Annotated in this window: 13 protein-coding genes; 5 read left to right on the top strand and 8 right to left on the bottom strand. The window is 69.5% G+C overall.

Translation table 11 applies throughout. The annotated features are described in order from the left end of the window. Nucleotides 1-9: 9 nt before the first annotated feature. Entirely contained in the window at nucleotides 10-2,526 is a 2,517-nt protein-coding gene (valS, locus tag AB0H88_RS07600; RefSeq protein ID WP_357642467.1) for a valine--tRNA ligase, read from the bottom strand. Between the two features lie 79 nt (nucleotides 2,527-2,605). Here valS and AB0H88_RS07595 point away from each other — a divergent pair, with 79 nt between their 5' ends. After that, nucleotides 2,606-2,890 (top strand): DUF4235 domain-containing protein, encoded by a 285-nt coding sequence (locus AB0H88_RS07595; RefSeq protein WP_357642466.1) that lies wholly within the window; start codon nucleotides 2,606-2,608, stop codon nucleotides 2,888-2,890. Here the strand turns inward: AB0H88_RS07595 and AB0H88_RS07590 are convergent. Continuing rightward, nucleotides 2,823-4,256 (bottom strand): trehalose-6-phosphate synthase, encoded by a 1,434-nt coding sequence (locus AB0H88_RS07590; RefSeq protein ID WP_357642463.1) that lies wholly within the window; start codon nucleotides 4,254-4,256, stop codon nucleotides 2,823-2,825. The genes AB0H88_RS07595 and AB0H88_RS07590 overlap by 68 nt on opposite strands. A gap of 50 nt (nucleotides 4,257-4,306) precedes the next feature. Here AB0H88_RS07590 and AB0H88_RS07585 point away from each other — a divergent pair, with 50 nt between their 5' ends. Next, nucleotides 4,307-4,522: a hypothetical protein gene (locus AB0H88_RS07585; RefSeq protein ID WP_357642460.1), complete on the top strand. Its 216-nt coding sequence runs from the start codon at nucleotides 4,307-4,309 to the stop codon at nucleotides 4,520-4,522. Nucleotides 4,523-4,939: 417 nt separating this feature from the next. After that, complete coding sequence (gene paaK, locus AB0H88_RS07580; protein WP_357642457.1) at nucleotides 4,940-6,247, top strand: phenylacetate--CoA ligase PaaK; 1,308 nt, start codon at nucleotides 4,940-4,942, stop codon at nucleotides 6,245-6,247. Between the two features lie 22 nt (nucleotides 6,248-6,269). Here the strand turns inward: paaK and AB0H88_RS07575 are convergent, their stop codons facing one another. The 4 genes from AB0H88_RS07575 to AB0H88_RS07560 form a co-directional block, all read right to left on the bottom strand. Continuing rightward, a complete protein-coding gene (locus AB0H88_RS07575; RefSeq protein ID WP_357642455.1) occupies nucleotides 6,270-7,067 on the bottom strand; it encodes a hypothetical protein in 798 nt (265 codons plus the stop codon). An 18-nt stretch (nucleotides 7,068-7,085) separates the two neighbouring features. Continuing rightward, entirely contained in the window at nucleotides 7,086-7,385 is a 300-nt protein-coding gene (locus AB0H88_RS07570; RefSeq protein ID WP_020542847.1) for a DUF4193 domain-containing protein, read from the bottom strand. 286 nt (nucleotides 7,386-7,671) lie between these two features. Continuing rightward, nucleotides 7,672-8,982 (bottom strand): HAMP domain-containing sensor histidine kinase, encoded by a 1,311-nt coding sequence (locus tag AB0H88_RS07565; protein WP_357642452.1) that lies wholly within the window; start codon nucleotides 8,980-8,982, stop codon nucleotides 7,672-7,674. Then, nucleotides 8,979-9,632 carry a response regulator transcription factor gene (locus AB0H88_RS07560; RefSeq protein ID WP_357642450.1) on the bottom strand — a complete coding sequence of 218 codons (654 nt, stop codon included), beginning with the start codon at nucleotides 9,630-9,632 and terminating at the stop codon, nucleotides 8,979-8,981. Before AB0H88_RS07560 ends, AB0H88_RS07565 begins: the two co-directional genes overlap by 4 nt. Nucleotides 9,633-9,858: 226 nt before the next feature. On the opposite strand from AB0H88_RS07560, the gene AB0H88_RS07555 reads away from it, so the two are divergent. Then, nucleotides 9,859-10,023 carry a hypothetical protein gene (locus AB0H88_RS07555; RefSeq protein WP_357642447.1) on the top strand — a complete coding sequence of 55 codons (165 nt, stop codon included), beginning with the start codon at nucleotides 9,859-9,861 and terminating at the stop codon, nucleotides 10,021-10,023. 106 nt (nucleotides 10,024-10,129) lie between these two features. Here AB0H88_RS07555 and AB0H88_RS07550 read toward each other — a convergent pair whose 3' ends face one another. Then, a complete protein-coding gene (locus AB0H88_RS07550) occupies nucleotides 10,130-10,927 on the bottom strand; it encodes an inositol monophosphatase family protein (RefSeq protein WP_357642445.1) in 798 nt (265 codons plus the stop codon). Beyond that, complete coding sequence (locus AB0H88_RS07545) at nucleotides 10,927-12,903, bottom strand: S9 family peptidase (protein ID WP_357642443.1); 1,977 nt, start codon at nucleotides 12,901-12,903, stop codon at nucleotides 10,927-10,929. Before AB0H88_RS07545 ends, AB0H88_RS07550 begins: the two co-directional genes overlap by 1 nt. Before the next feature lie 114 nt (nucleotides 12,904-13,017). On the opposite strand from AB0H88_RS07545, the gene AB0H88_RS07540 reads away from it, so the two are divergent. After that, the gene (locus AB0H88_RS07540) at nucleotides 13,018-13,965 is read left to right on the top strand and encodes a ferrochelatase (protein WP_357642441.1); all 948 of its coding nucleotides are present in this window, start codon (nucleotides 13,018-13,020) and stop codon (nucleotides 13,963-13,965) included. Nucleotides 13,966-13,973 lie beyond the last annotated feature (8 nt).

Here is a 13,973-nt window from a genome sequence, read left to right as displayed (position 1 = left end):
AACTAGCGGTTACTGCTGCTCCAGCGTCACCTCGACGGCGAATTCGGGGCCGCCGTCGAGCACGAACTCCTCGACGTTGCCCGCGCCGCACAGGTCGTCCTGCGCCAGCCGTACCAGGGCGATCTCGGGGCCCGACACGGTGAGACGGGAGACCTCGGCGCGCATCGACAGCTTGGCGGCCGACTTGGCCTTGCGGATGCGCCCGAGCACGTCGGAGGCCACGGTGAGCACCGCCGGGTCACCCGCGCCCGCCGGGACCGACGGCCAGGCCGCGCGGTGGACGGAGCCCGGACGCCACCAGGCCCAGACCTCCTCCGTGACGAACGGCAGGAACGGCGCGAAGAGCCGCAGCAGCACGTCGAGCGCCTGGCGCAGCGCCGCGTGCGCCGAGGCGGCCGCCGGGCCGCTCTCGTAGGCCCTGGCCTTGACCAGCTCCAGATAGTCGTCGCAGAAGGCCCAGAAGAAGCGCTCGGCGGCCTCCATCGCCCGGGTGTAGTCGTAGCCCTCGAACGCCTGGGTGGCCTCCTCGACCACCCCTGAGAGCTGGGCGAGCATCGACAGGTCGAGCGGCTCGGTGACCGCCGCCTCGGACTCCGGGAAGCCGAGCACGAACTTCGACGCGTTGAGGATCTTGATGGCCAGTCGCCGGCCGACCTTGATCTGCCCGGTGTCGAACGCCGTGTCGGTGCCGGGCCGCCCGCTGGCCGCCCAGTAGCGGACCGCGTCGGAGCCGTACTCCTCCAGCAGCCCGAGCGGCGTCGTGACGTTGCCCTTGGACTTGGACATCTTCTTGCGGTCGGGGTCGAGGATCCAGCCCGCGATGACCACGTCACGCCAGGGCAGCGTGCCGAACTCCTGGTGCGCCCTGACCACGGTGGAGAACAGCCAGGTGCGGATGATCTCGTGCGCCTGCGGCCGCAGGTCCATCGGGAAGACCCGGGCGAACAGGTCGGGGTCCCGCTCCCAGCCGCCGGCGATCTCCGGCGTGAGGGACGAGGTCGCCCAGGTGTCCATGATGTCCGGATCGCCCATGAAGCCGCCCGGCACACCCCGCTGGTCCTCGGTGTAGCCGTCGGGCACCTGCGAGGAGGGGTCGATCGGCAGCAGGTCCTCCGAGGGCACCAGCGGGCGGGAGTAGTCGGGCTCGCCCGACGCGTCCAGCGGGTACCACACGGGGATCGGCACGCCGAAGAAGCGCTGCCGGGAGATCAGCCAGTCGCCGGCCAGTCCCCGCACCCAGTTGTCGTAGCGGACCTTCATGTGCGGCGGATGCCAGCGCAGCTCGGCGCCCCTGGCCAGGAGCTGCTCGCGCAGCTGGGGGTCGCGCCCGCCGTTGCGGATGTACCACTGCCGGGTGGTGACGATCTCCAGCGGGCGCTCGCCCTTCTCGTAGAACTTCACCATCCGCTTGGTGGAGCGCGGGTCGCCGTCCAGGTCGCCGGACTCGCTCAGCAGCTCCACGACGCGCTCGCGCGCGCTGTGGACGGTCTTGCCGGCCAGCTCTTTGTACGGCTCCTGCTCCACGCCCTCGGGCGGCTCGGGCAGCAGGCGGCCGTCCTTGCCGATGATGGGCCTGGTCTCCAGCGCCAGCTCGCGCCACCAGGTGACGTCGGTGAGGTCGCCGAACGTACAGACCATCGCGATGCCGGAGCCCTTGTCGGGCTCGGCCAGGTGGTGGGCCAGCACCGGCACCTCGGCGCCGAACAGCGGCGTCAGCACCGAGGTGCCGAACAGCGGCTGGTATCGCTCGTCGTCGGGGTGCGCCACCAGGGCGACGCAGGCGGGCAGCAGCTCGGGCCGGGTCGTCTCGATCCAGACCGGCCCCTTCTCGCCGTAGAAGGAGACCCGGTGGAAGGCCCCCGGCCACTCGCGGTCCTCGAGCTCGGCCTGGGCGACGGCGGTGCGGAAGGAGACGTCCCACAGCGTCGGCGCCTCGGCCAGATAGGCCTCGCCGCGCGCCAGGGTACGCAGGAAGGCCCGCTGCGAGGCGGCGCGAGCGGCGCCGTCGATGGTCGCGTACGTCAGCGACCAGTCGACGGACAGCCCCAGCCGCCGCCACAGCTCCTCGAACGCCTTCTCGTCCTCGATGGTCAGCCGCTCGCACAGCTCGATGAAGTTTCCGCGTGAGACGGAGACCTGCCGCTTGGGATCGGGCTTGGCCGGAGGTGTGAAGTCCGGGTCATAGGGCACCGAAGGGTCACAGCGGACGCCGAAGTGGTTCTGCACCCGCCGCTCGGTGGGCAGGCCGTTGTCGTCCCATCCCATGGGGTAGAAGACCTCGCGGCCGCGCATCCGCTGGAAACGGGCGATGGTGTCGGTGTGCGTGTAGGAGAAGACGTGACCCACGTGAAGGGAACCGGAGACTGTCGGAGGCGGGGTGTCGATCGAGTAGATCTGCTCCCACGGCTTGGACCTGTCGAACCGGTAGATACCGTCATCTTCCCAGCGCTCTACCCATACCTTCTCCAAGCCGTCGAGAGTCGGTTTCTCCGGCATGGCTGCATGGCGTAGTCGCTGCTGATTCATGCCTCCTTATGGTACGGCTTCACCGGCCCAGGGAGCGTTGCAGACTAAGGTTCGTTACATAGCGGAAGGAGACGTTCGGATGGCAGACGACAAGCCTGACCTCGCCTGGCGGGTCATCGGGGGACTGGTCGGATTGGCCACCGCGTGGGCGGCACGCAAGATCCTCGGGCTCGTCTGGGTGAAGACCACCGGCAAGGAGCCGCCGATCGACCCAGACTCACCCGAGGTCAGCATGGGCGAGGCCATCGGCTACGCCGTGGTGATGGGCGTCGGGATGTCCGTGGCGCAGATCGTGGTCAACCGGACCGCCAAGAAGCGGTATGAGGCGTGGAAGACGGTAAAGCAGGTGTCTCAAGGGCATTGAGGAACTCTCCTGCCCAGCGGTCCACGTCGTAGGTGGCTACCCGGCGGCGCATCGTACGCATCCGCCGGGCCAGCTCGTGCGGCGTGGCCCGCATCGCCGTCATCATCTGGCGCTTGACGTCCTCAACGTCGTACGGATTGACCAGGTACGACTGCCGCAGCTCGTCGGCCGCCCCCGCGAACTCACTGAGCACGAGCGCACCCCGCAGGTCGTGGTGGCACGAGACGTACTCCTTGGCGACCAGGTTCATCCCGTCACGCAGCGGCGTGACCACCATGACGTCGCTGGCCAGATAGAGCGCGGCCAGCTCCTCGCGGCCGTACGACTGGTGGAAGTACTGGATCGGCTGGAGGCCGAGCATCGCGTGCTCGCCGTTGATCCGGCCGACCTGCAGCTCGATGTCGTCGCGCAGCCGGCGATATTCGTCGACCCGTTCCCGGCTGGGCGTGGCGATCTGCACGAACACCGCCTCGTTGGGCTTCAGCCGCCCTTCCTTGAGCAGCTCGCCGAACGCCTCCAGCCGCAGCCCGATGCCCTTGGTGTAGTCCAGCCGGTCCACCCCGAGCAGCACGTGCTCCGGATCGCCGAGCTCCGCCCTGATCTCCTTGGCGCGGGTCATGATGTGCTCTTGGCGCACCATCGTGTCGAGCTCGGCGAAGTCCACCGAGATGGGGAACGCCTGCGTGGTCACGATCCGGTCGTCGAGGAAGATCTCGTTCCCCTTGTACGGCAGGCCGAGCAGCCTGCGGCACAGCCGCCGGAAGTTGGCGGCGCCGCCGGGCAGCTGGAAGCCCACCAGGTCGGCCCCGAGCAGTCCTTCGACCAGCTCCCTGCGCCACGGCAGCCGCCAGAACAGCTCGACCGGCGGGAACGGGATGTGCAGGAAGAAGCCGATGCGCAGGTCCGGCCGGAGCTTGCGCAGCATGGCGGGGACGAGCTGGAGCTGGTAGTCCTGCACCCAGACGACCGCCCCCTCCTCCGCCACCTCGGCCGCGGCCTCGGCGAAGCGCTGGTTGACGGTGGTGTAGGCGTCCCACATGTCGCGCTCGAACACCGGCGGTGCCACCACGTCGTGATAGAGCGGCCAGAGCGTGGCATTGGAGAAACCCTCGTAGTAGAGCTCCACCTCGCGAGCCGAGAGCGGCACCGGGACCAGGTTCATTCCGTCCTGGTCGAAGGGCTCCAGGCGCTCGTCGGCGGCGCCGTGCCAGCCCAGCCACGCGCCGTGCCGGCGCTGCATGACGGGAGCGATGGCGGTGACGAGCCCGCCCGGGCTCCTGCGCCATGAGGCCGTCCCGTCCGGCTCGACCGTTCGATCCACCGGCAACCGGTTCGCGACGATCATAAACGAGTTACGGCCACTCACCCAGGTCCTCCTAGAGTCCATCATCCTTCATGTGCCGCGGGACACGGCACATGCTGGCGGTCACCCGCTCGGGCTCCGCCTGGGAGATGATCGCGACGACATGGGCGGCCGGCCTGATGATCCAGACCTCGCCCCGCTTCCGCGCCCAGCGTCTTCACCAGGACTTGGGAGCGGTCCAATGCCGCGAACTCACGCACGGCGAGCGGCGCCGTACTGACCTTGCCCAGGACCTGCACAAACAAACGCGAATCACACATATCGCCTAGTGGCAGTGGCCACCGGATGGGTTCGTCACACGACCGTTTCGATCCGTGTGACGGTCTGTGGTGGCCAAGGTCCTTCGGAGGGACACCCCTTCGGGGGAAGGGGAAGGGACGGTCCGTGATGGCTGGGGCCCTTGAGAGGGATCCCCCTTCGGGAGAGGAAGAACGGATGCCCGGCGCGAGTCGGGCGGCGCCGACCGTTGGGGGCGTTGGGGGCGTTGGGGGCGTTGGGGGCGTCGGGCGCGCCGGGTGTGAGGTCGCGGGCGTCGGAGGGCGGCCGGCGGGGATCGGCCGTCTCTTGACAGAGATCAGGCCGGGCGGTGGAGTATTTACCGAACAGTCGGTCAGTTGAGCGAGGGAGACCTGCCTTGGAGAGCGCGCGGCGCATGATGGACGCCGGCACCGCGGCAAGGAGATGAGATGAGACTCGGCGCCGCCCCTCAGCCCGGCGACCTCGACCCGATCGAGCGGATTTCGCGCGACGAGCTCATGGCGCTCCAGCTGGAGCGCCTCCAACGGACACTCCACCATGCCTACCAAAATGTCCCGAAATATCAGCAAAAGTTTGATGAGCATGGCGTCCACCCCGCCGACTGCAAGGAGCTCGGCGACCTGGTGAAGTTCCCCTTCACCACGAAGCAGGACCTGCGCGACTGCTACCCCTTCGGCATGTTCGCCGTGCCACGGGAGCGAGTGGCGCGGGTGCACGCCTCCAGCGGCACCACCGGGCAGCCGACGGTGGTCGGCTACACCAAGAACGACCTCGACGTCTGGGCCGAGGTCATGGCACGCTCGATCCGCGCCTCGGGCGGCCGGCCGGGCGACATCGTGCACATCTCGTACGGCTACGGCCTGTTCACCGGCGGCCTGGGCGCCCACTACGGCGCCGAGCGGCTGGGCTGCACGGTGATACCGGTCTCCGGCGGCATGACGCCCCGCCAGGTACAGCTGATCACCGACTTCCGGCCGGACGTCATCATGGTCACGCCCTCGTACATGCTGGCGCTGCTCGACGAGTTCGACCGGCAGGGCCTGGACGCCCGCGCGTGCTCGCTGCGCGTCGGCGTCTTCGGCGCCGAGCCGTGGACCGAGGAGATGCGCGCGGAGATCGAGGACCGCTTCGACCTGGACGCCGTGGACATCTACGGCTTGTCCGAGGTGATGGGCCCGGGCGTGGCCAACGAGTGCGTGGAGTCGAAGGACGGCCTGCACGTCTGGGAGGACCACTTCTATCCCGAGACCGTCGACCCGTTCACCGGGGCTCCCGCCGAGTCCGGCGAGCTGGTCTTCACCAGCCTCACCAAGGAGGCGCTGCCGATCATCCGCTACCGGACCCGCGACCTGACCAGGCTGCTGCCCGGCACCGCGCGGCCGGCGTTCCGGCGGATGGAGAAGGTGACGGGCCGTACCGACGACATGATCATCCTGCGCGGGGTGAACGTCTTCCCCACCCAGATCGAGGAGATCGTGCTGCGCGTGCCGGGGCTGTCGCCGCACTTCCAGGTACGGCTCACCAGACCGGAGCGGCTCGACGTGATGACGGTCAGGGTCGAGGCGCGACCGGGCCCGCAGGACGGCACAGCGGCCCGCGCAGAGGCAGCGCAGACGCTGCGCAGGGTCGTCAAGGACACGATCGGCGTGCAGGTCGAGGTCGAGGTGGTGGACCCGGAGACGCTGGAGCGCTCGGTGGGCAAGCTCCGGCGGGTCATCGACGAGCGGGACAATTAGCCCAGCACGACCCCGTACGTCTTTAAGGCCGGATCTCCGGCGAGCGGCTGCCGGGCGGCAGCTTGCCGCGCAGATCGTTACGGATGGCCGCACCCAGCTTCTTGGTCGCCATCCGGTTGAGCGCGCCGCCGGCGACGGCGCCGGTGAGGAACGGGCCCAGCGTGGTCAGGTGGCGCCCAAGGGTACGCATGAGACGGTTGCGCAGGGCGGTCTTCGTGGCCGTGCCGAGGGCGAGGGTGACGGAGGCGGGCGCGAGGGGGTCGACGCCGCGCTGCCTGGCCCAGGCCGCGGCGAAGACGGCCGCGCGCTGGGTGCCGGTGCCCGAGACGCGTACGCCATAGATCTCGTGGAGCTCGCCCAGCAGCTTGACCTCGATGGCGGCCACCACCATGGTCTCGGCCACGAGCTGGGCCGGAGCGGAGAGGAGGAGGGGTGGCGCCGCGAACTCGGCCGCGGCGAGCGCTCCGCCGATGGCGCCGACCGTCATGGTCGCCTTCTGGGCGGTGCGCACCAGATCGTCGGCGAGCTGCTCGCCGGTCAGGCCGTGGTGGTGCTCGGAGAGCGTGTGCAGGTCTCTGATGGGGATGCGGGGCGCGATGTTCATGAACACATCCGCCAGCCAGCGTCCACGCCCGACCCCGGTCTCACGCGTCTTGCGCGCGCCGGAGGCCAGAGCGCGGGCTAGACGGCCGAGCAGCCGTCGCCGCTCGGCCGGCTCCAGCTCACCGGAGTCGGCGAGCCTACCTACGAGCTCGCCGACCTCCTGCTCGGGGTCGGCGATCTCGTCGTCTGGTTGCCTGTCCTTCTCAGGTGCGGCCACGCGGAGCCTCCTCCTTCGTCAGGCGGCGCACTCCCGGCACACCTGCTGGCCGTTCTTCTCGGAGGCCAGCTGGCTGCGGTGGTGCACGAGGAAGCAACGCGAGCAGGTGAACTCGTCCGCCTGGCGCGGAATCACGCGCAGGCTGAGCTCTTCGTTCGACAGGTCGGCACCGGGTAGTTCGAGCGACTCGGCCAGATCGGTCTCATCGATGTCGATACTGCCCGACGACTTGTCGGTGCGCCGCGCCTGGAGCTCCTGGAGGCTGTCTTCCCCCAGGTCGTCGTCCGTCTTGCGCGGGCTGTCGTAATCGGTAGCCATCGTGCTTGCTCCATCCCCCTCATCTATACGTCTTCGCGCTCGTCGCGCGTCTTCTAACGTCCAGGAGCCTCATCTTGTGCCCGTTCTGCCGGGGGAATTTTTGCATCGGTACCCAGCAGGAAGGAACCATGAACCTCCCAACACGTCAGGGCCCGCTGCCGTCGGCAATGGTTAGCCAAATATGGCGAAACCCACAGCCTTGGCGGCATGCCCCACCGCGTTCGACGGCACATCCAACCACATGTGCGGCGAGAACGAGACGCCCACCGTGGTGCAACACGCCGGATCAGCGGCTCGGCAGCCGAATGGTCACCACAAGTCCTCCGCCCTCCCGCGGCACAGCGGTCACATTTCCGCCGTGAGCCTGCACAACAGCACGAACGATGGACAGCCCCAGCCCAGATCCCTTCGCCGAATCCACCCGATCCGCGTGGAGCCTCCGGAAGGGCTCGAACAGGCTGTTCACCTCGTACGCAGGGACATGCTGCCCTGTGTTGGCCACCTGAACAACCAGTGCACCGTCTACCATTCCCGTTCGGATCCATACTTTTCCGTTTTCCGGAATGTTGTACTTGACGGCGTTCTCGAGCAGGTTGCTGACGGACCGCTCCAAGAGGACCGGATCGCCTATGGTAGGCGCGCTGACCAGATCGGTGGTGATGGTTACGCCGTTATCTTCGGCGAATGGAGTCACCTGCTCGACGGCCGTCTGGGCGACCTCCTGGACGTCCAGCGGCTTGCGTACCGCCAGCTCGCGTTCGCTCCTGGCGAGCAGCAGCAGTCCCTCGATGAGCTTCTCGTTGCGCGCGTTGACTTCGAGCAGAGTACGGCCGAGCGCCTTGAGGTCCTCTGACGCCTCGGGATCGGACAGGGCGATCTCCAGGACCGTCCGGTTGATGGTGAGGGGTGTTCGCAACTCGTGCGAGGCGTTGGCGACGAATCTGCGCTGGGTGTCGAAGGCGATGTTGAGCCGGGTGAGCATGGCGTCAAAGGTGTCGGCCAGCTCCTTCAGCTCGTCGTCCGGGCCCTCCAGGTCGATGCGCTGGTGGGCCAGGGTGCTCTCGGAGAGTTTCTTGGCCGTGGCCGTCATCTGGCTCACGGGGCGCATCGCCCGGTCGGCGACGAAGTAGCCGAGGATGAGCGAGAGGATGCCGACGCCCGCCAGCGCCATGAAGGAGCTCTGCAGCAGCGCGTCGCGGGCGCTGGCGACGGTCTGGTCCCTGGCGGCGTACCACCGCGCCTGCATGATGGACGCGTTGAGGGCGTCGATGCTGCTGGTGTCGAGGTCCAGCCACGCGGTGGTGATCGCCGTGCCGACGATGGCGTAGATCGAGACGAGCAGCACCGCCGCGGCCACGAAGAACAGCGCGCTGTAGGCGATGGTGAGCCGCCACCGGATGCTCACCCGGCCCGGCAGCGCCTTGACCACCTCCATCGTGGTCCGCTGCGGCCGGGCGTAGGACGGCGGGGGCGGGCCGTCCCAGACGGGCGGGCCGCTCGGCGGCGGCGCCTGCTCCGCCCGCGCCACGACCCGTTCCGAGTGCGGGCTGATCATCGGATGCGTCGGCATGGCCTCGCGCTCCGGCCGTTGAGTCACAACTTGTATCCCACTCCGGGCACCGTCTCGATCACCTGCGGATCCCCCAGCTTCTTGCGCAGGGTCATCATCGTCACCCGGACCACGTTGGTGAACGGGTCGATGTTCTCGTCCCACGCCTTGTCCAGCAGGTCCTCCTGACTGACGACGGCGCCCTCCGCCCGCATCAGCTCTTCCAGGACCGCGAACTCCTTCTTGGTGAGGATGACCTCCTTGCCCTCGCGCTCGACCAGCCGCTTGCCCGGGTCCAGCCGGATCCCGCCCCGCTCCAGGACGGGCGGCAGGGCCGGCGCCGACCGGCGGCCGAGCGCGCGGACCCGGGCGACCAGCTCGATGAAGACGAACGGCTTGGCCAGGTAGTCGTCGGCCCCCAGGCCGAGCCCCTCCACCTTGTCGTCGACGTCGCCGGACGCCGTCAGCATCAGGATGCGCGAGGACGTACGCTGCTCCACCAGGCGGCGGCAGACCTCGTCCCCGTGCACGACCGGCAGGTCGCGGTCCAGGACGATCACGTCGTAGTCGATGTAGGAGGTGCGCTCCAGCGCGCCGCCCCCGTCATAGGCCACGTCCACCGCCATGGCCTCGCGCCGCAGACCGGTCGCGATCGCATCGGCGAGCACCCGCTCGTCCTCTACAACCAGCACTCGCACGACTGGCACCTCTCTCCGGATCCGCTGCTTCATTCTGCCCACACCTGCGATAAGCGCACGGTAAGGCATGTCAGAGCATGTGTGCCGCAAGGCACAGCCAAATTCATGTTTCGGTAAGCGATGGGGCGGGGTATGCCTGCGGGACACCCATCGCCGTATGCCTCTTTCGGCTTTCCCGCGCGTGGTGGGCGCTCTTCGCTCCCAACCCCTGAAGAGAGTAGGTGAGATGGGCGAGTTCACGACCACGATCGAAAGCCGCCTCGACCAGGCTTACAAGGGCCTTCGGGAGGCCCGGTGCACCGGCGACGACTACCTCGCCGACACCCTCACCGCCGAGATCGAGGACCTGCGCCGCCTGGCGGATGACAACGGCGTCCCGTTGCCTCATTGATCGGCGCCTCGTGTGACGAAACGGCCGGAGCCCTGGACAAGGGCTCCGGCTGTTTTCGTGCTGTCACGTCACAGTGTCAGGCATCGCGCTGGGGATCCACGCGCCGTCAGGCGTCGCGTTGGGGATCCAGCGGCACGAGCAGGTCGTGCAGCTCGTCGAACAGCCCCGGCGCCGCGCAGAGCACGAAGTCGTTGCTGTGCGGCCTGCCGTTCAGCCCGCCCAGCCTGGCCCCCGCCTCGGTAGCGACCAGCCCGGCCGCGGCGAAGTCCCAGTAGTTGGTGCCCCGCTCGTAGTAGGCGTCCACCCGGCCCGAGGCCACCGAGCAGAGGTCGACGGCGCACGAGCCGCCGCGCCTGATGTCGCGTACCCGCGGCAGCACCGACGCCAGTACCTGGGCCTGCACGGCCCGGCGTTCGCGCAGGTAGCCGAAGCCGGTCGCGACCAGCGCCTGCGACAGCGGCACGCCGGTGTTGCAGCGCAGCCGCTCGCCGCCGAGCCAGGCGCCCCGGCCGCGCGCCGCGGTGAACACCTCACCGCGCGGCACCACGTTCACCACGCCGGCGACGATCTCGCCGCCCACCTCGACGGCGATCGACACCGCCCACTCGGGCAGGCCGTACAGGAAGTTGACCGTGCCGTCGATGGGGTCGACGATCCAGCGCACGCCGGAGTCGCCGGCGGCCTCGCCGCCCTCCTCCCCCAGGACGCTGTCGCCGGGCCTGGCCGCAAGGACGCGGGCGCGGATGAGCCGCTCCGAGGCCGTGTCCAGGGCGGTGACCACGTCGGTGGGGCTGGACTTGGTCTCGACGACCTCCGACATCGTGGGCCGCTTGGCGAGCAGCATGTCGCCCGCCTCGCGCGCGATGTCCTCGGCCAGTTCGAGCAGGGCCCGTGAATCGCTCATCACGCCACCGAGTCCGGGCGCTTCCATTCCTGGCCGAGGACGTGCTGGCCGAGGAAGGCCAGAACGGTCTCGTACCAGGCAATGGCGTTGCCGGGCTTGAGTATCCAGTGGTTCTCGTCGGGGAAGTACAGGAACTTCGACTCGACGTTGCGGCGCTGCAGATCCCACCACAGGCGCAGCGCCTCCCCGATCGGCACCCGGTAGTCCTTGTCGCCGTGGATGACGAGCATCGGCGTGGTGATGCTGTCGAGCCCGTGGTGCGGGGACAGCTTGGCGTAGCGCTCGGAGCCGGGCTCGCCCATCTCGCGCTGCCAGTACTGGGCCGCGTCGGTGGTGCCGGCGAACTGGTCGAGGTTCCACAGGGCGGCGTGGGTGACGATGGCCTTGTAGCGGTCGCTGTGGCCGGCGATCCAGTTGGCCATGTAGCCGCCGTAGGAGCCGCCCATCGCGCCGATCCGCTCGCCGTCGATGTCGTCCCTGGCCACGACCACGTCCACGATCGCGTCGAGATCGGCGAGTGTACGCGGGCCCCAGTCGCCCCACCCGCGGTCGATCATCTCCTGACCGTAGCCGGTGGACAGGCACGGGTCCGGCAGCAGGACGGCATAGCCGTGCTGGACCATGATCCAGGGGTTCCAGCGCCACTGCCAGTCGTTCCACGAGGCGACGGGACCGCCGTGGATCCAGAGCAGGATCGGCGCCGGGTCGTCGGCCGAGGCGCCCTCGGGGAGCGTGAGCCAGCCGCGGATCGTGGTGCCGTCGTCGGCCGTCGCGGAGACCTCGGTCAGCGTGCCGGGCAGCTCGGGGCGCGGGGCGGGCGAGGGCAGATCGGTGATCTCGCCGGTGGCGGTGTCGATCCTGGCCGGGCCGTGGGTGCGGTCGACGGCGCTGTGCAGCGCGTAGACGAACCGGCCGTCGGCCGATGCGTTGAGCCCGAGGTAGGCGGCGTCGTCCTGGGTCAGCCGGGCGACCTCCCCGTCCAGCGGCACGCGAAAGATCGGGCGGCGGCCCCGATGGTCGGCCACGAGGTAGACGGCCGACGAGTCGGGCGCCCACTCGACGTCCGCCGGGAACAGCTCGGGCGCGTAGGTACGGCCCGCGCCCGTGGCCAGGTCGCCGATCCACAGGTCGATGCGGACGGAGACGTCGAGCCCGGCCAGGCGCTCGCGCGCGCAGGCGACGCGGGCGCCGTCGGGCGAGACCGCGATCGGGCCGTAGAAGTCGTGGCCCTCCTCGGTGAACAGCGTGCGCCGCTCACCGGTGGCCACGTCGATGGCGACCAGGTCCACCCGCTGCTCGGCATCCGGGAGGAGGGTACGCCAGGTCGTGACCACGGTGGCGCCATCGGGCGTGAGCGCGAAGGTGACGTCGCGCAGCGCCTCGCCCGGGTCGGGGGTCAGGTCGCGTACGTCCTCCAGCCGGTCCGCGCCGAGCTTCGCGGCGAACAGCCGGGTGTGGCCGGGGCCGAGGTCGTGGTCCCAGTAGCGGACCGGGTAGCTCTCGTGCAGGATCGCGCTGATACCGGCGTCCTTGCGCGCCTTGCGGCGCTCCTCCTCGGCCGCCTCCTCGCCGCTGAGCACGTCGGCGGCGAACACCACCACGTCACCGGCCGTACGGAAGGCGCCGACGCCGCCGGGACGGGCGGCCACCTGCCGGGCCTCGCCGCCCGAGCGGGGCAGCAGCCACAGCGAGGGCACCTCGTCGGTGGCGTCCTTGACGGTCGGGTCGGGACGGGCCGAGGTGAACAGCAGGTCGCCCGCGTCGGTGAACTCCGCCGCGCTCTCACCCTTGGCCGAGCGGGTCAGCCGGTAGGGCTCACCGTCGATCGGAGTGGCCCAGAGCGCGGTGCCGTACGACTTGCCGTCGGGGTTGAGAGACTGGACCGCGGAGATCAGCCGGGAGCCGTCGGGCGAGAGCTTCAGCGAGAGAACCCGGGGGATGGCAACATAGTCACGAATATCGTCGAATGCGCTCACTCCATAGAACGTACCCTGTTGATTTGCCTAGCTCCGTAGAGACCCGCTCGGGGCGTCGCCACTCACTTGCGGGCCCCAGGCGGCGGCGCTCCCTCGCCGGAATAGGGTGGGCACGTGGGGAACTACGACGCTCTGCTGGTGCTGTCGTTCGGTGGGCCCGAGGGGCCTGAGGACGTGTTGCCGTTTCTGGAGAACGTGGTGCGTGGCCGGGGTGTGCCGCAGGAGCGGCTGCTGGAGGTGGCCGAGCACTACCAGGGTTTCGGCGGGGTCAGCCCGATCAACGGCCAGAATCGCGCGCTCATCGAGGCGCTGCGCCCGGTGGTCGATGTGCCCGTCTACTGGGGCAACCGCAACTGGGAGCCGTTCGGCGAGGAGACCGTCCAGCGGATGATGGCCGACGGGATCCGCAAGGCGGCGGTGTTCGCCACCTCGGCGTTCGCCGGCTACTCCAGCTGCCGCCAGTACTACGAGGACATAGCCAGGATCTCCGTCAAGGGCGGTCCCGAGCTGGTCAAGATGCGGCACTTCGGGGACCATCCGGGGTTCGTCGCCGCGATGGCCGACCACGTCGGGCAGGCGCTCGACCGGCTCGGCCGCGACGACGCCCGGCTGGTGTTCACCGCGCACAGCGTGCCGGTCTCGATGGCGCGCACCGCCGGGCCCTACGGCGGCCTCTACGAGGCGCAGCTGCGCAGGAGCGCCGAGCTGGTCAACGCGGCGCTGGGCCGCACCCAGCCGTGGGAGCTGGTGTGGCAGTCGCGCAGCGGTCCGCCCGAGGTGCCGTGGCTGGAGCCCGACGTCTGCGACCATCTGCGCAAGAGCGACGCCCGCTCGGTCGTGCTCGTGCCGATCGGGTTCGTCTCCGACCACATGGAGGTCGTCTACGACCTCGACACCGAGGCCAGGCAGGTGGCCACCGAGCTGGGCCTGCCCATGGAGCGCGCGGCGACGGCGGGCACCCACCCGGCCTTCGTCCGCATGATCCGCGAGCTGATGGAGGAGCCCGAGCCGCAGCCCTGCGGGCTCACCTGCTGCCCGCCGCCGCGGCGGCGTCAGGCGTAGACACGCGC

Source organism: Nonomuraea sp. NPDC050680 (genome assembly GCF_040654555.1).
Taxonomy (GTDB): domain Bacteria; phylum Actinomycetota; class Actinomycetes; order Streptosporangiales; family Streptosporangiaceae; genus Nonomuraea.
The sequence above is the reverse complement of the archived record's forward strand: the minus strand, read 5'-3'. Positions and strand labels throughout refer to the sequence as shown.